The 16306-nt window shown below is 74.3% G+C and carries 14 protein-coding genes; 4 read left to right on the forward strand and 10 right to left on the reverse strand.

The window, feature by feature from the left end:
- The first annotated feature begins 17 nt into the window (after positions 1–17).
- Complete coding sequence (locus ACIBST_RS28685) at positions 18–1490, forward strand: LCP family protein (protein ID WP_397176115.1); 1473 nt, start codon at positions 18–20, stop codon at positions 1488–1490.
- Between the two features lie 70 nt (positions 1491–1560).
- Complete coding sequence (locus ACIBST_RS28690) at positions 1561–1833, forward strand: hypothetical protein (RefSeq protein WP_397176117.1); 273 nt, start codon at positions 1561–1563, stop codon at positions 1831–1833.
- Here the strand turns inward: ACIBST_RS28690 and ACIBST_RS28695 are convergent.
- Positions 1819–2700 (reverse strand): alpha/beta fold hydrolase, encoded by an 882-nt coding sequence (locus ACIBST_RS28695; protein WP_397176119.1) that lies wholly within the window; start codon positions 2698–2700, stop codon positions 1819–1821. The two genes, ACIBST_RS28690 and ACIBST_RS28695, sit on opposite strands and share 15 nt — an antisense overlap.
- Positions 2701–2804: 104 nt before the next feature.
- Between ACIBST_RS28695 and ACIBST_RS28700 the strand changes: the two genes are divergently transcribed.
- Positions 2805–3779 (forward strand): BtrH N-terminal domain-containing protein, encoded by a 975-nt coding sequence (locus ACIBST_RS28700; protein ID WP_397176121.1) that lies wholly within the window; start codon positions 2805–2807, stop codon positions 3777–3779.
- A 75-nt stretch (positions 3780–3854) separates the two neighbouring features.
- Here ACIBST_RS28700 and ACIBST_RS28705 read toward each other — a convergent pair whose 3' ends face one another.
- The 4 genes from ACIBST_RS28705 to ACIBST_RS28720 all read right to left on the reverse strand — a co-directional run bounded on the left by ACIBST_RS28705 (position 3855) and on the right by ACIBST_RS28720 (position 7462).
- Entirely contained in the window at positions 3855–4178 is a 324-nt protein-coding gene (locus ACIBST_RS28705; protein ID WP_397176122.1) for a hypothetical protein, read from the reverse strand.
- Entirely contained in the window at positions 4175–5179 is a 1005-nt protein-coding gene (locus ACIBST_RS28710) for an enolase C-terminal domain-like protein (protein ID WP_397176123.1), read from the reverse strand. The genes ACIBST_RS28705 and ACIBST_RS28710 overlap by 4 nt, the downstream gene beginning before the upstream one ends.
- A gap of 100 nt (positions 5180–5279) precedes the next feature.
- Complete coding sequence (locus ACIBST_RS28715) at positions 5280–6671, reverse strand: MFS transporter (protein ID WP_397176125.1); 1392 nt, start codon at positions 6669–6671, stop codon at positions 5280–5282.
- Positions 6672–6733: 62 nt separating this feature from the next.
- Positions 6734–7462 (reverse strand): TetR/AcrR family transcriptional regulator, encoded by a 729-nt coding sequence (locus ACIBST_RS28720; RefSeq protein ID WP_397176126.1) that lies wholly within the window; start codon positions 7460–7462, stop codon positions 6734–6736.
- A 106-nt stretch (positions 7463–7568) separates the two neighbouring features.
- Between ACIBST_RS28720 and ACIBST_RS28725 the strand changes: the two genes are divergently transcribed.
- The gene (locus ACIBST_RS28725) at positions 7569–9011 is read left to right on the forward strand and encodes a DHA2 family efflux MFS transporter permease subunit (RefSeq protein WP_397176598.1); all 1443 of its coding nucleotides are present in this window, start codon (positions 7569–7571) and stop codon (positions 9009–9011) included.
- Between the two features lie 61 nt (positions 9012–9072).
- On the opposite strand, the gene ACIBST_RS28730 is transcribed toward ACIBST_RS28725, so the two are convergent.
- The 5 genes from ACIBST_RS28730 to ACIBST_RS28750 are packed head-to-tail and all read right to left on the reverse strand — an operon-like array spanning position 9073 to position 16294.
- Positions 9073–10212 carry a VWA domain-containing protein gene (locus ACIBST_RS28730; protein WP_397176600.1) on the reverse strand — a complete coding sequence of 380 codons (1140 nt, stop codon included), beginning with the start codon at positions 10210–10212 and terminating at the stop codon, positions 9073–9075.
- Between the two features lie 4 nt (positions 10213–10216).
- Entirely contained in the window at positions 10217–12547 is a 2331-nt protein-coding gene (locus tag ACIBST_RS28735) for a DUF5682 family protein (RefSeq protein ID WP_397176128.1), read from the reverse strand.
- Positions 12544–13608, reverse strand: coding sequence for an AAA family ATPase (locus tag ACIBST_RS28740; protein WP_397176130.1), 1065 nt, complete (start codon positions 13606–13608; stop codon positions 12544–12546). The genes ACIBST_RS28735 and ACIBST_RS28740 overlap by 4 nt, the downstream gene beginning before the upstream one ends.
- Entirely contained in the window at positions 13605–14942 is a 1338-nt protein-coding gene (locus ACIBST_RS28745; RefSeq protein ID WP_397176131.1) for a DUF5691 domain-containing protein, read from the reverse strand. Before ACIBST_RS28745 ends, ACIBST_RS28740 begins: the two co-directional genes overlap by 4 nt.
- A complete protein-coding gene (locus ACIBST_RS28750; RefSeq protein ID WP_397176133.1) occupies positions 14939–16294 on the reverse strand; it encodes an SWIM zinc finger family protein in 1356 nt (451 codons plus the stop codon). The genes ACIBST_RS28745 and ACIBST_RS28750 overlap by 4 nt, the downstream gene beginning before the upstream one ends.
- Positions 16295–16306 lie beyond the last annotated feature (12 nt).

Below are 16306 nucleotides of genomic sequence, written 5' to 3' on the forward strand. Positions count from 1 at the left end.
CGGGGAACGGGGATGCCGTGCAGGGTAAGGAACCGGTGAGCGCGGGAGCGGTCCTCGGCTGGCTGGCGCTGTCGGCGCTGGCGCCCGGGGCCGCGCATCTGCGCGCCGGCCGGCGCACGGCCGGCCTGATCCTGCTGTCGTGCTACTTCGCCGGCCTGCTGGCGCTGCTGGCGCTGGTGCTGACGTCCGACAACCTGCTGGGCTCGCTGACCCAGGACTCGTGGCTGACCGGGATCGTCGTCGGCGCCGCGGCGCTGGGCGTCGCCTGGTTCGCGGTGATCGTGCACTCCTTCGTGGTGCTGCGTCCAGGGCGGCTGCCGCAGAACGGGCAGATCCTGGCCGGCACCCTCGCGGGGCTGCTCGCCGTCGCCGTGGTGGTGCCGTTCGGGCTGGTCGCGCAGAACGTGTGGACGTACCAGCAGACCCTCGGCGACATCTTCACCGGCCCCGAGCCGGTCGAACCCGCCGTCCCGGCCGGGCAGGAGCCGCCGCAGGACCCGTGGGCCGGCCGGGACCGGGTCAACATCCTGCTCCTCGGGGGCGACGCCGACGACAACCGCACCGGCGTGCGCACCGACAGCATGAACGTGGCCAGCATCGACGTGAAGTCCGGCAACACCGTGCTGGTCAGCCTGCCGCGCAACCTGGAGAACGTGCGCTTCCGTCCCGGCACGCCCATGGCCCAGCGGTTCCCGGACGGTTTCCGCCTGCCGCCCGACCCCGGCGGCGGTCGCAGCGACCTGCTCAACAGCGTCTGGGAGTACGCCGACGCCCACCCGGAGATCTTCGGCGGCCGCCGCCAGCAGGGCCCGCAGGTGCTCATGGACACCATCGGCTACACCCTCGGCCTGCAGATCGACTGGTACGCCCTGGTCAACATGTGGGGCTTCGCCCGGCTCATCGACGCCATCGGCGGCATCACGCTCACCGTCGAGCAGGACGTGGTGTTCGGCAAGTACAACGAGGGTCTGGTCAAGGCCGGCACCAGGAAGCTCAAGGGCGCCGACGCCATGTGGTACGCCCGCTCGCGCACCTTCAGCGACGACTACACCAGGATGCGGCGGCAGCGCTGCGTGCTGGGCGCGCTGCTGGACCAGGCCGACCCGGCGACCGTGCTGGCCCGGTTCAACCGGATCGCGCTGGCCACCAAGGAGCTGATCAGGACCGACATCCCGCGCTCGATGCTGACGAACCTGGTGCCGCTCGCGCTCAAGGTCAAGAACGCGAAGGTGACGAGCCTGCAGTTCGTGCCGCCGCTGATCCGCACCGGCTACCCCGACTGGGACAAGATCCGCCGGCTGACCGCCAAGGCCGTGCGCGACTCGGCCGCGGCCACGTCCGCCGTCGCCGCCTCGGCGACCCCGTCGGCGGCCCCGTCGGCAAGCGCGTCGGCGAGCGCGTCGGACACGGACGGCCCCGCATCCGGGAAGTCCGCCAAGCCCTCCGCGCCGCCGACCAAGGGGCTCACCGAGGGATGCGGAGCGGGTTGAGCCGGACGCCCCGGTGACCCGGCCACGGGTGGCATGCTGGGGGCACCGGCAGATCTGGAGGAGATTCGCGATGTCCCACCCCCTCGGCAGCTCACCCGCCGTCCGGCGCACCCCTCTCGACGCCGACGAGAGAGTGCGGGCGGAGGCGGGTTTCGTCCCCCTCGTGGCCCAGCAGCTCGCCGAGAACGGGCGGTTCAGGGTGAGCGCCGACAGCCCCGAGCTGGTGGAGGTGTTCCAGGGGGTCGCCCGCAAGGTGGGCGAGCTGCTCGGCCGGCCGGTGGTCAGCTACTCCAACGGCCGGTACATGGTGATCGCCTTCGCTCAGGACTCACCGGCCGGCTGAGGCGGGACTGCGGTCCAGGAGGGCGCGCAGGATCCGGTGGGGGTGCGTCCACAGCAGCGCGCCGCCGGCGCCGGGCACGACGTGCCGCACGGCTCCCGGGATGCGGGCGGTCAGCCCCTCCCCCAGGTCGGGCGAGTGGGTGGCGTCGAGCTCGCCGTACCAGACGTCGACCGGCGCCGTGATCGACGACAGATCGAGGTCCCAGCGGCCCATCGCCAGGACGGTGTCGCGGGCGTAACCGGCCGGCCCCTGCGCGAACGCCTCCCCCAGCGCCTCGCGGTATCCGGCGGCGAACTCGGGCCGCTGGTAGACGGCCAGGTCGCAGGCCGGGCTGCCGCCCATCACCAGGTCCCACATCGCCTGCGGGGTGAAGCCCGCGAAGATCCGCTCGGCGGCCTGCGGGTCGTGCGTGGACAGCTCCGTCAACTGCCGCAGCTCGGCGGGCAGCGCGCCGGCGAAGCGCGGGTCGGCCACCTCGTCGGCGGCCGAGACCAGGGCCAGCGCGCCGGTCACTCCGGCGGCGGCGCAGGCGAGCGCGAACGGCGCGCCCTGCGAGTTGCCCACCATCGCCGGACGCCCGAGGCCGCGCAGCCCGGCGAAGACCTCGACGTCGGCGGCGAAGGCGGCGAACGTGCGGCCCGGCGCGGGGGTGGAGGCGCCCAGGCCGGGCCGGTCCAGGGAGATCAGGCGCACGCCGAGGTCGTCGGGGGCCGCCGCGCCCATGCCGAGCCGGCGGCTGGTGGCGGCCCCCGGGGAGAGCAGCACCGGCCTGCCGTCCGCCGGCCCCCACTCGGCCCAGCCCAGGAGGCGGCCGCCGGGCAGCCGTTCGGCGCCCGTGCGGGCAGGAGGTGCGACCAAGGTGTCCATGCGCCCATCATCCCGCGCGCACCTCGGGGTGTTTCCACCGGTTTTCCGTGGCACGCCGGGTCGCCCGGCGGGTGAATCCGCAGGTCATCCTGCACACTGGGCTTGTGCTCATCGATCTGGCCCCGCCCTTCGAAGGGCGTCACTGTGAGACGACCACCGCCGGCGCGCTGCTGCGGCACGCCGGCGTGGAGCTGTCGGAGTCGATGCTGTTCGGGCTGGGTGAGGGGCTGAGCTTCATCTACTGGGACAGCGGCTCGCTGGACGTCCCGCTGATCGGCGGACGGGTCAAGCCGCACGCGCTCACCGAGAAGCTGGCCGCCGCGCTCGGGTGCACGCTGGACACGCAGGAGACCTCCTCCCCCATCACGGCCTGGTCGAACGTCCGCCGGCATCTCGACGAGGGCACCCCCGTCGGGATCCGGCTCGACTGCTTCCACCTCGACTACGTCAGGACGCCGTACCACTTCGGCGGCCACTACGTGGCGATGATCGGCTACGACGAGGGCCACGCCCACCTCGTGGACACCGCCCAGCACGGCACCCGCAACCGGGTCCCGCTCGACTCGCTCGAACGGGCCCGCGCGGCGACCGGGCCGATGACGGCGCACAACCTGTCGTACACGCTGGGGCCGTGCGCCGAGCCCGACCTGCCGCAGGCCGTCAGGACGGCCGTCCGGTCCACCGCCGCCGCCTTCCTCAACCCGGCGATGAGGAACGTCGGCTACCGGGGCATCGAGCAGGCCGCCGCGCTCATCCCCACCTGGCTGGAGCGCGGGCCGACCGCGCAGCTCACGCGTACGGCCAACCTCATGGAGCGGGGCGGCACGGGCGGCGCGTTCTTCCGCAACCTCTACACCGAGTTCCTGGCCGAGGCCCAGATGATCGCGCCTGGCAAGGCCCTGGAGACGGCCTGCCAGGCGTACATGGCGCTGGCGCCCAAGTGGAGCGAGGTGGCCGACCTGCTGGCCCAGGCCGGCGAGACCGGACGGCAGCAGCCGCTGGACCAGGCGGGGGCGCTGCTGTACGACCTGGCCGTGCGCGAGCGGCTGGCCATGGAGACGCTGTACGAGGCGGCGTAGCGGGAGCCGGGCCCAGCGGGGTCAGCGGGGGCGGCGGGGCGCCGACCGGGCCGCCGTCCTCGCGGCCGGACGCGATCACCAGCAGCGTGCCCCCTGGCCGGACGAACCCGGCCACGCTCTCGTGGCGCGGGCGTGCAGCTCCTCCGGGAGTGCCTGCACGGTCATGATCTCCACCACCAGCTCGAAGGCGTGCCGCCAGGCGGCGGGCGGGTCGAGCAGGTCGGCGGTGACATAGTCGACGGGGCTGTCCGGGAACCGCTCGCGGGCCAGGCGCACGGCCGACGCGCTCACGTCGAAGGCGACCGTCTCGTGACGGGCGGCCAGCCGCCTGACGTCGGCGTCGGGGTCGGGGTCGCGCTCGGTCATCGCATCTCCGGGGCAGTCATGCGGGCCGGTCATGCGTGGAAGGACTCCTTGGCCAGGCGGCCGAGGCGGGTCTCGTCGATCGTGTGGCCCAGGCCGGGCTGGGTGAGCGGGACGGCGATGACGCCCGCGTTCGCGCCCACCAGCGGCGTGACGATCTGGTTCTGCTTCGGCGGCTGGGTGACGTCGCACGGCAGCGTGCAGCCGGGCAGGCTCGCGACCGCCACCGTGGCCGCCCTGGCCAGGCCGGCCCCCTGGCCGCCCGCGCACTGGATGTCCCAGCCGGCGGCGGCGGCCCGGTCGTGCGCCCGCCGGGCCTCCGACAACGACGGGAAGGCGGTGGGGCGCAGCAGGAGCACCCTGGCGGCGCGCAGGGTCAGGTAGTCGTCCAGCTCGGCGGTCGAGCGCACCTCGACGGCGACCGAGGCGGCCACGTCGTCCTGGAGCGCGGCGTGCGCGTGCACGTCGCCGAGCGGGAAGGGCCGCTCGATGACCTCCAGGCCGTAGGAGTCGAGGGCGACGAGCTGGCCGCGGTCGGTGTAGGCGTTGCCGCCGTCGACGGCCAGGGTCAGGGCGGGGTAGGCGCGCCGCACCGCGCGGACGGGCTCGACGTCCCAGCCGGGCCTGATGTCGAGGGTGACGTGCCCGTAACCGGCGCAGACCTGCTGGTTGACGCGGGCGACCAGGCTCTCGACGGACGGGTCGGGCGCCAGGCGCACGGTGGCCATCACCGAGGTGCGGGTGCCGCCGATCGCGTGCGCGAGCGGCACGCCGCGCATCCTGGTCCACAGGTCCCAGCAGGCCATGTCGACGGCCGGATCGCCGCTCGGCACGGCGTCGGGGTGCTCCCAGTCGACGCCGATCAGCAGCGCGGCCAGCGACTCCTCCAGCCGCGACCAGGCCTTGGGCTCCGGCGAGACGGCCTCGCCCCAGCCGGTCATGCCGCCGTGGTCGGTGAGCTTGACGAGCAGGCTCTCCGACCTCGCGCCGTACGGCAGGACCAGCCGGAAGACCTCCAGCTCCCGCACTCGCGGCATGAACCCCCCTTAAGCCATGACGAGAGAGTCGTCGCGCCTGGTGAAGGCCATCCACGCCGATGCGTTTGGCAGCGTTCTCAGCACTATGACGTTCTCATCACTATGACGCGGTCCCTTCCATAGTGCCTGCCTTGGCGGACTGCACAAAACGGGGGGCCAGCACGACGGCCAGGACGGCGAGCACGACGGTGAATCCGAGCCCCACGGCGTAGTTCTCGCCCGTGGCGGTGAACAGGGCGCCGCTGACGGCGACGGCCACGACGGTGAACACCGACTCGCCGACGCCCACGGCCGCGCTGTTCTGCCCTTCCTCGCCCTCCTTGGACATCTCCAGCACCAGCACGGACACCGTGGGGTGCAGCGCGCCGATGCCGAGGCCGGAGACGGCCATGGCGACGTAGGCGATCGCGATGGGCAGGGAGTCGACGAGCACGAGCGACACCAGCGCGATGCCGACGGCGATCATCGCCGCGCCGCCGCGGATGGCGGCCATGTGGCTGATCGCGCCGCGGCCCTTGATCCAGGAGCCGGTGGACCAGCCGAGCGCCCCCACCGTGAGGACGACGCCCGCGCCGGTGGCGGTCAGGCCGCGCTCCTTCATCAGCATGAGCGGGATGAGCACCTCGGCGGCCATGAGCGAGCCGTAGGCCAGGCCGCGCAGCACGGGGGCGGTCGGCAGGCCGCGGGCGGCGCGCAGCGAGCCGGGCAGCAGCAGCCTGGGCAGGGCCACGGCCAGCAGGACGACGCCGGCCACGAGCAGCGGCAGGCCGTCCAGCTTCGCGGCGCTGCCGTACTGGATGAGGGCGGCGGCGACGGCGGTCAGCGTGGCCCAGACGAGCTTGCGGCCGATGCCGGGAGCCGGTTCGGCCGAGCCGCGCTCGGCCGAGCGGCCCGCGGTGCCGCGCCACAGCAGCAGCGCCGCCGGGATGACCAGCGCCGAGACGCCGAGGAAGATCCAACGCCAGCTCACGTTCTCCACGACGAACCCGGCGATGGCCGGGCCGATCATGGAGGGCACCACCCAGGCGGCCGAGAACAACGCGAACACCTTGGGATGCATGGCCCCCGGGAAGACCCGGGCGACCAGCACGTACAGGGACACCTGGATCAGTCCGGCGCCGAGCCCCTGGATGAACCGCCCGGCGACCAGCACCTCCATCGTGGGCGCGAACCCGGCGACCAGCAGCCCGGCCACGAAGGCGACCACGCCGACGGCGATCGGCTGCACCGGCCCCCGCACGTCGCTCCACCTGCCGCCGAGCACGGTCGCGATCACGCTGGCCGCGAGGGTGGCGCTGAAGGCCAGGTTGTACAGGGGCATGCCGTCCAGGTCGCGGGCCACGATCGGCATCGCGGTCGCCACCGCCATCGCCTCGAAGGCCACCAGCATGACGAGCGCGACCAGGCCGACGCTGAGCGCCCGGTACTGCGCGGACAACACCCCGGCGGGGGCCGGGGCGACGTCCTCGATCGGATCAACAGTCGTAGTCATGACGGTAAAGCTACGAGGAAGCCCGGCCCGGCACATCGGGCGCGGGGCCTAGGCAATTGGGCCTAAGGCATGCGCGACTCGATGCCGTCGAGCAGCAGTTCCAGGCCGTAGCGGAACCGTTCCTCGCCGTCGGCGGCGACCAGGTCGTCGATGTGCTCGACCAGGTAAGGGAACCGGTCCGCCGGCAGGGCGCGGTAGTAGTCGGCGATCTGGCCGGTGAAGGAGGCGAAGTACTCCTCCGGCGAGGACACGCCCGCGGCGCGCATGCGGCTGATGTGCACCGAGCCCTCGTAGGCGTCGCCGATGAGGTAGAGGGACAGGCGGTCGAGGCACAGGGCGGCCTCGCGCGGCGGCATGCCGGCCTCCAGCAGCAGCCCGTAGACGAACTCGCCGGCGCGCAGGGAGTTGCCGCCCGTGGGGATGTTCGCCAGGGCCGCCCTGGCGACGTCGGCGTGCCTGTTCAGCACTCGGTAGACCTCCAGCGCGTACGACCTGAGCTGGTCCTTCCACTGGCCGGCGTCGGGCTCGGGCAGCCGGATCTCGCCGAGCACCCGGTCGTAGACCAGTTCGAGCAGCTCCTCCTTGTTGGCCACGTGCGCGTACAGCGAGGCGGGGCCGGTGTCGAGCTCCTGGGCGACGCGTCTCATGCTGAGCGCGTCGAGCCCTTCGGCGTCGAGGACGCGCAGCCCGGTCTCGACGATGAGGTCCTGGCTGAGCTGCCGCCTGATCTGCGGTTGCTTGCGGGACTTGCGCCACGGCGGCACCGGCACGACTTCTTCCTTGCTCCCCATGGCGAACACTGTACTTGACACGAACGCTGTTCGCCACTAAAACGGTGTTCGTAAACGAACAGTGTTCGTCCATAAGAACAGCGTTCTGAAGGAGTTCCTTGTGACAATGACCAATGCGGGGCAGGCCACGGAGGCCGTCGCGCCCTACCGGTGGCGCTGGGCCGCCCTCTTCGTGATCCTGGCCGCCGAGGTGATGGACCTGCTCGACGCGCTGATCACCACGATCGCCGCTCCCACCATCCGCGCCGACCTGGGCGGCAGCGACAGCCTCGTGCAGTGGCTCGGCGCCGGCTACACGCTGGCCATGGCCGTCGGCCTGGTCACCGGCGGGCGGCTCGGCGACCTGTTCGGCCGCAAGCGCATGTTCCTCATCGGCGCCTTCGGCTTCACCGCCGCCTCGCTGCTGTGCGGAGTGGCGGGCAGCCCCGAGATGCTCATCGCCAGCCGCGTGCTGCAGGGCCTGTTCGGCGCCGTGATGTTGCCGCAGGGGCTGGGGCTGATCAAGGAGATGTTCCCGCCGCAGGAGATCGGCAAGGCGTTCGGCATGTTCGGGCCCGTCATGACGATCTCGTCGGTCGGCGGCCCCGTGCTGGCCGGCTGGCTGGTCGACGCCGACTTCTTCGGCACCGGCTGGCGCATGATCTTCCTGATCAACCTGCCGATCGGCCTGGCCGCCGCGGTGGCCGGCATCCGCTACCTACCCGAGTTCCGGCTCTCCAACGCCACCAGGCTCGACCTGGTCGGCGTCGGCCTGGTCTCGGCCGCCGGGTTCCTGCTGATCTACCCGCTGATCCAGGGCCGCGAGCTCGACTGGCCCGCCTGGACGTTCGTCTCGATGGCCGCCTCGCTGGTCGTCTTCGCCCTGTTCGGCAGGTACGAGTCGCGCCGCGCCGCGTCCGGCAAGGACCCGCTGGTCACGCCCAGCCTGTTCCGCAAGCGGGCCTTCTCCGGCGGCCTGGTGGCCGGTCTGGCGTTCTTCTCCGGCATGATCGGCCTCAGCCTGGTCTTCAGCATCTACATGCAGGCCGGCCTGCACTTCAGCCCGCTCAAGGCGGGCCTGGCCAGCCTTCCCCAGGCGGTCGGCGGCGTGCTCGGCTTCGGCCTGGCCATGTCCGGGCTCCAGGAGAAGCTGGGCCGCGGGCTGCTGCAGATCGGCGTGGTCGTCATGGCCGCCGGCGCGGCCGTGCTCGGGGTGACCATCCACCTGGCCGGCACCGACGTCGGCGTCTGGCAGCTCGCTCCCGGGCTGGCGCTGGTCGGCATCGGCATGGGCCTGACCATGGCGCCGTTCTTCGACATCGTGCTGGCCGGCGTCGAGCCGCACGAGTCGGGGTCGGCCTCGGGCACGATGACCGCCGTCCAGCAGCTCGGCGGCGCGCTCGGCACCGCCGTGCTCGGCACGCTCTTCTTCAACCTGCTCAGGCACGAGTGGAGCTTCGGCTCGGCGATGCAGGTGACCGTCTGGGTCGAGATCGGGCTGCTGGCCGTGACCTTCGCCCTGTCGTTCCTGATGCCGCGCAAGGCCCGTCCCGAACAGGCCGGCCACTGAGCGCTGACCCGGCCGCGGCTCCCCTGCCGGGGGTGGAGCCGCGGCCGTTCGCGTGCCCCGGCTATGTGCTGACGTGGCGTTCGGCCCAGCGCGCGATGTCGCGGCGTTCGATGGCGGCGGCCATCAGGTCGGGGAAGGCGTCGGGGGTGCAGGCGAACGCGGGCACGCCCATCGCGGCCAGCGCGGCGGCGTTGTCGTGGTCGTAGAAGGGCGCGCCCTCGTCGGAGAGCGCGAGCAGCACGATCACCTGCACGCCGGCCTGGGTCATCGCCGCCACCCGGCGCAGCATCTCCTCGCGCACGCCGCCCTCGTACAGGTCGCTGACCAGGACGAAGACGGAGTCGGCCGGGCGGGTGAGGAGCCCCTGGCAGTAGGCGATCGCCCGGTTGATGTCGGTGCCGCCGCCGAGCTGGGTGCCGAACAGCAGCTCGACCGGGTCGTGCAACTGCTCGGTCAGGTCGACCACCGCCGTGTCGAACACGACCAGCGACGTCTTCAGCGACCGCATCGAGGCCAGGACCGCCCCGAACACGCTCGAATACACCACCGAGGCCGCCATCGACCCGCTCTGGTCGATGCAGAGCACCACCTCGCGCTGCACCGACCGCTGCCGGCGCGCGTAGCCGACGAGCCGCGACGGGACGACCGTGTTCCGGTCGGGCAGGTAGTTCTTGAGGTTCGCCCGGATCGTCCGGTCCCAGTCGATGTCGGCCACCCGCCTGGGCCGGTGGGTGCGCGCCGAACGGTCGAGCGCGCCCGTCACCGCCGCCCGGGTGCGGTCGGCCAGCCGGCGTTCGAGCTCTTCGACGACCTTGCGCACCACCGCCCTGGCCGACTCGCGGGCCTGCGCGGGCATCACCCGGTTGAGCGCCAGCAGCGTGCCGACCAGGTGCACGTCGGGCTCCACGGCCTCCAGCATCTCCGGTTCGAGCAGCAGCCTGGTGAGGTTCAGCCGCTCGATCGCGTCCTTCTGCATGACCTGGACGACCGTGGAGGGGAAGTACGTGCGGATGTCGCCCAGCCAGCGGGCCACCCGCGGCGCGGACGCCCCGAGGCCGCCCTCGCGCCGGCTCTGCCCCTCGCGGCCGTCGTGGTCGTAGACGGCGGCCAGGGCCGCGTCCATCTGCGCGTCGGCACCCTGCAGGGCGCAGCCGGTGCCGTCGGCGTCGCCGCCCCCGAGCACCAGCCGCCACCTGCGCATGCGCTCAGCCACGGTCTCTCCCGATGATCGCCAGCACGGTCGCCACGGCTCCCGCCGCGCGCCGCTCGTCGATGTGCGGCTCGCCGGTGCTCCCGGTGCCGCCGGTGCCGCTCGCGCGGCCCGCGGCGCTCACCCGCTCGCCGACGGCCCGCCGCTCCGGCACGGCGAAGCCGCCGAACGTGCGGCGCAGCAGCGGCAGCACGTCGGTGAACTGGTCGGCGGGCAGTGCGGTCAGCCAGGCGTCGACCAGGCCCAGCAGGCGCGGGTCGTGCACCAGGAGCAGGCCGCCGCCGGACAGGAACCCCTCGACCCAGGCCGCCGCCCTGACCGGGGTCTGCCCCCGGGACATGGCCCTGGACATGCGGTCGCCCGCGTCGGCCAGCTCGCCGCAGTCGAGCAGGAGGCGGGTGAGCCGGCCCTCGATGAGCCCGTGCAGGTCCTGCCGGTCGGCGATGCCGCGCAACGTGCCCAGCCACCGGGCCCGCGGCGACCCACCCGCCCCGCCCTCATCGGCCGCCTCCCCCGAGTCGTCCCCGTCGTCGGCGTCGGCCTTCGCGGCGGGCCCGTCGTCGGCGTCGGCCTCCGGTTCGGGGGCTGTGGGGGGCGGCGGGCCGGTGGGCGGTTCGGCGAGCAGGGCGACGGCGGCGTGCACGGCGTCGACGTGTTTGAGCAGCCCGGCCGCCGCGTCGTCGTCGAGCGCGGTGACCGCGACCGGCAGCCCGACGCAGATCCGGTCGAGCATCGAGCGCACGATCACCGCCAGCCCCTCGGCCGAGGTGCCGCGCACGTCGCCGTACCGGTGGGCGCGGACCATCGCGGGCAGCGCCGCCATCAGCTGGGTGACGTCGGTGTCCAGCGCCGCCTTGGCCGACAGCGCGGCGAGCACGCCGGGCAGCGCCTGCGGCAGGTCGGCCAGCAGGCACTGCTCCACCAGCGCGGTCAGGTCGGCGAGCGCCGCCGAGGCGGCCCCGGCCAGGTCGCGGGCGCGCCGCGCGGCCGCGGCGGCGACGGTGGTGCCGAGGGCGGCGTGCTCGATGAGGGCGAGGTCGTGCTCGGGCCGCCACTGCAACGTCCAGGACTCGCGGAAGGTGCCCTTGCCGCGCGCCTGCCCCGGCGTGCCCCAGCCCACCTCCAGCAGCCGCAGCCGGTGCAGCAGGTGGCTGCGCTCCAGGTCGAGCGGCTTGCGCAGGTCGAGGTCGAGCTCCCGGTCGAGGGCCTCGGGCCGCAGCTTCAGCCGCCGCCGCTGCTCGCGCAGGTCGCGCTGGAGCGGGACCATCGGGGTGCCGTCGGTGACGTGGCCCAGCCGGTCGGCGACGACCATCCGCCGCTGGATCAGCTCGACGGCCAGGTCGTCGCCTTCGCACAGCACCGCCCTGGCCGCCTCGGTCACCTCGCCCAGCCCGGCCAGCGGCCGGCCGCGCAGCCCGGCCAGGGTGGCGGCCAGGCGGACGGACTCGATGACGTGCGCGGAGGAGACCGGCAGCCCCTCCTCGCGCAGCACGGCGGCGGCCTCGGTGAGCCAGCGCTCGACCGGCCGGTCGGGGGCGGTGAACAGGTGGTGGTACCAGCCCGGCGAGGTGATGCCCGCGCCGTAGCCGCTCCAGGAGGCCAGCCGCCCGTACGTCCAGGGCACCCACGTCAGCTCGGCCTTCACCTTCGGCAGACCGCGCAGCAGCGCGTTGTCGGCCGCGGCCGGGGGCAGCGGCCCGGCGAGCGCGGGCACGTGCCAGGCGCCGCAGACCACCGCGATCGTGCCGAACCCCTCCTTGATCGCGGCCCGCAGCACCTTGCGCATGTACGCCTCGCGCCTGGCCTCCCGGCCGGCCGGGACATGGCCCTCGCGCACGGCGGCCATGGCCTCGGCGATCACCTCGAAGGGGGTGTCGCCGCGGTGCTCGACGACGTCCTCCCACCAGCGTTCTGGGTCGTCGTGCCCGGCCGCGGCGGCCAGCGCGCCGATCGGGTCGGTACGCAGCCCCTCCCCGGTCCCCTCGCCGGTCTCCTCGCCGGCCTCCTCGTCGTCGGCCAGGGAGTGGGCGGCGGGCAGGTCGCAGAAGCGCACCGGGACGCCGGCCGCGACGCCGTACAGGATCGCCTGCCATTCGGGCGAGAACCGCGCGAACGGCCAGAACGTGGCCCTGGCCGGAGCGCCGGGCACGTGCGCGAGCAGCGCGACCGGCGGCTCCAGGTCGGGGGCGAGCGCCACCAGCGCGTCGGCCTCCGGCGGCCCCTCGACGAGGATCGCGTCGGGGCGCAGGCGGTCGAGCTCGCGCCGCAGCGCGCGGGCCGAGCCGGGGCCGTGGTGGCGCACGCCCAGCACGCGGACGGCGCTCATGACACCTCGCGGCAGGCGCGGTAGAAGTCGCGCCAGTCGGGACGCTCGCGCACCACGGTCTCCAGGTACTCGCGCCACACCACCCGGTCGGAGACCGGCTCCTGCACCACCGCGCCCACGATCCCGGCCGCGACGTCGGCGGGCCGCAGCACGCCGTCGCCGAAGTGGGCGGCCAGCGCGATGCCGCTGGTGAGCACCGAGATCGCCTCGGCCGTGGACAGGGGGCCGCTCGGCGACTTGACCTTGGTGCGGCCGTCCTCGGTGACGCCGGCGCGCAGCTCGCGGAAGACGGTCACCACGCGCCTGATCTCGGCCAGGCCGGTGGAGGTCTCCGGCAGCTCCAGCGAGCGGCCGAGCTGGGTGACGCGGCGGGCGACGATGTGCACCTCCTCCTCGGCGCTGGCGGGGACGGGCAGCACGACGGTGTTGAACCGGCGGCGCAGGGCGCTGGACAGCTCGTTGACGCCCCGGTCGCGGTCGTTGGCGGTGGCGATGACGTTGAAGCCGCGCTCGGCCTGGACCTCGCGGTTGAGCTCGGGGATCGGCAGCGTCTTCTCCGACAGGACGGTGATCAGCGCGTCCTGGACGTCGGAGGGCATGCGGGTCAGCTCCTCGACGCGGGCGACCCGCCCCTCGGCCATGGCCCGCATGACCGGCGAGGGGGTCAGCGCCTCGAACGAGGGGCCCTCGGCCAGCAGCCTGGCGTAGTTCCAGCCGTACCGGACGGCCTCCTCGGCGGTGCCCGCGGTGCCCTGGACGAGCAGCGTCGAGTCGCCGCTGACGGCGGCGGCCAGGTGCTCCGACAGCCACGTCTTGGCCGTGCCGGGCACGCCGAGCAGCAGCAGCGCGCGGTCGGTCGCGAGCGTGGCCACGGCGACCTCGACGATGCGGCGGGCGCCGACGTACTTGGGGGTGACGCGGTCGTCGTCGCCCAGGATGTAGCGGGTCACCGCCCACGGCGACAGCTTCCAGCCGGGGGGCCGGGGGCGGTCGTCGTCCTTGGCCAGGTAGGCCAGTTCCTCGGCGTACTGGTCTTCGGCGTGGGGACGCAGGACGGTCATGCGAGCTCCTTGTACATGTCGGCACGGAAACGCAGGAGGGCGGCGACCTGCTGGATCGGCGCCACCGGCGAGTAGCTCTCGGCCAGCGGGAACAGCGCGGGGTCGATGTGCTCGCCCGCCAGCTTGACCAGCTCGCCGAGGTTCCACGGCTGGACGGCCGCCACCTTGACGATCTTGTGCAGGACGGCCGTGGCCAGGCCCTCCCGCCAATGGGACGAGACGCCGCCGAGCACCATGATCAACTGGCTGTCGAGGTCGTGCTTCTTGACGAAGCCCGCGGCGAGCTCCTGCTGCTCGGCGGGCGGGAGCGCTTCGAGCAGGTCGGCGATCGGGTCCCAGCCGAACATCGCGCGGGCCCACTCTGGGTCCTTCTGCAGCACCGCGGCCCGGACCCAGGCGGCCTTCACCTCGGCGTCCCAGTCGGGGATGCGCATCTTCAGCAGCGCGGACGGCGGCCGGCCCCAGAAGCCCAGCGGCGCGCGGGCCAGGATCTGCTGCAGCCACCAGGCCCGCTCGCCGATGCCGCGCGGCGGCTTGGGACGCACGCCGTCGCGCTCCATCGCCCGGTCGCACTCCAGGGGCGCCTCGACGGCGATGGCCGAGCCGGTGATCGACACGCACGCCCGCGCCCGCTCGGCCATGCGCCTGGACAGGCGGGAGCCGGGCAGCCGGGTCAGCAGGTTGGCGGCGGCCTGGCGGACCTCCCGGCGCCGGTCGTCGAGCGCGGCCTCCAGGAACGGCTCGTCGCCCATGGCGAGCCCGTCGGCCAGCAGCTCGACGAACTCGGCCCGGTCGTCGGGCGTCTCCCGCTCCCAGGTGCTCTCCAGCAGCTCCCTGGCCGCGGCGGGGTCGGCGGCGCGCAGGGCGCGCAGGTGGGCGCGGCGGTCGGCGGGGCCGCCGAGCTCCCAGGTCTCGCCGGTCGGCTCCTCCAGCAGGTAGCCCCACGCCGGGTTGAGGCCGGCCAGCCAGCGGCCGCGCTGCCCGGCCAGGACACCCAGATGGGCGCGGATCGAGCGGTCGCGCCGGCCCCGTTCGAGCAGGTCGGGCAGCACGTCGGAGGGCACCCTGCGGCCGGTCGCGGCGGCCGCGGCCAGCCATTCGGGCAGCAGGCGGTCGTAGTCGCCGCCCATGATCCGGACCAGCCGCTCGGCCGCGCCCCTGCCCACCGCGGGCAGCTCCTCGGCGGGGGCGGGGGGCGGCGGCGCGGCCTCGACCGGGCCGCGGCCCGCGCGCCGCCGGGCCGTCTCGACGGCGGCGGCGGCCAGCAGGTCTCCCCGGTACGGCCGGCGGCCGGTGCCCACCAGGGCCGTGGAGGCCAGGTCGTCCCAGGTCACAGGAGCACCGCCGTTCCGTCGTCGTCGTAGGTGGTCAGCGGGCGCAGGCCCTGGGGGGTCCATTCGGCTGCCAGCGTGACGGGACGGCCGCCCGAGACGGCGATCAGCCGCCAGGGGTCGCGGGCCCGGGGGTGCAGCGGCAGCCCGCCGACCGCCGTGCGGCCGGGGACGACGCCGGCCAGCACGAGCGGCCAGGACTCGGTCCAGGGGTCGTCGGCCAGCACCCGCGCCACCTCCTCCAGCGCCTCGCCGGCCGGCACCCCGGCCGGCGGAGCGCTGCCGCCGGGAAGGGGGTCGGCGGGGTGGCGGGCGGCGACGAGGGCGCGGAGGGGGGCGGCGCCCGGGTAGAAGGCGAGGTCGGCGTCGACCGTGGTGCCCGTGACCAGCGAGGCGTCGAGGGCCTGGCCGGGCGGGGCGAAGGAGAGGATGAGCGCCGCCCGGCCGGTGGCGCGGCCCTTGAGCCAGACGCGGCGGGCGGTCAGCCGGTCGTGCTCGTCGTCGCGGCGGCCGAGCACGTGCCAGTGGTCGCGCACCGCCGGCCCGGCCAGCACCTCTTCCCTGGTGACCGGGAACCCGGTGCGGATGCGGACGGTCTCGGCCAGGGGGCCGGGCAGCTCGGCGCGGCGGCGGTGGGCGACGGCGAGCAGGTTGATCAGCGCGTACTCCTCCAGGAGCCGGCCGGGCCAGTCGTCCTCCGCCCGCACCTGGGTCAGCCGGGACACCAGGCCCGCGACGCCGGGGGCCTGGGCGTCGATGAGGCGCTTGGCCAGGCCGTCCCAGTCGTGCTCGGCGGCGGACGCGAGGCCCTGGCGGATCTGGTCGGCCAGCCAGCGCTCCAGCTCCGCCAGCCCGGCCCCCACCCGCGCCTGCCGCACCGACTCCGCCTTCCCCGCCCCGGCGCCGCCGGTCCCAGCCCCGGTCGCGCCCCCGGCCGCGGTCCCGGCCTCAGCCGCGGTTCCGGTCCCGGTCGTGGCGGCGGCGTCGCGAGCGGACTCGGCGCGGGCCGCGGACCTGGCGGCGCGCTCGGCGCGGCCGTCGAGCCACTCGGTGACCCACTGCGGCGCGGCCTCCGCGGCGGGCACGCCGTCGGCCGACCACAGCAGCAGCAGGCCCAGCGCGTGTTTGCAGGGGAACTTGCGGCTGGGGCAGCTGCACCGGTAGGCGGGCTCGGTCAGGTCGACGCACGCCAGGTAGGGCTTGGACCCGCTGCCCGCGCACTCGCCGTAGAGGACGCTGCCCGTCGTGCCGCGCGAGGACCACTTGCCCGCCGCGGCCACCCCCTGAGCCGCCTTCCTGGACGACGCGTCGGGGGCGAGGGCGAGCACCTGATCAAGGCTCCACCGTTCGATCACCTGCCGCAGACT

This window comes from Nonomuraea sp. NPDC049684 (assembly GCF_044465345.1).
Taxonomy (GTDB): domain Bacteria; phylum Actinomycetota; class Actinomycetes; order Streptosporangiales; family Streptosporangiaceae; genus Nonomuraea.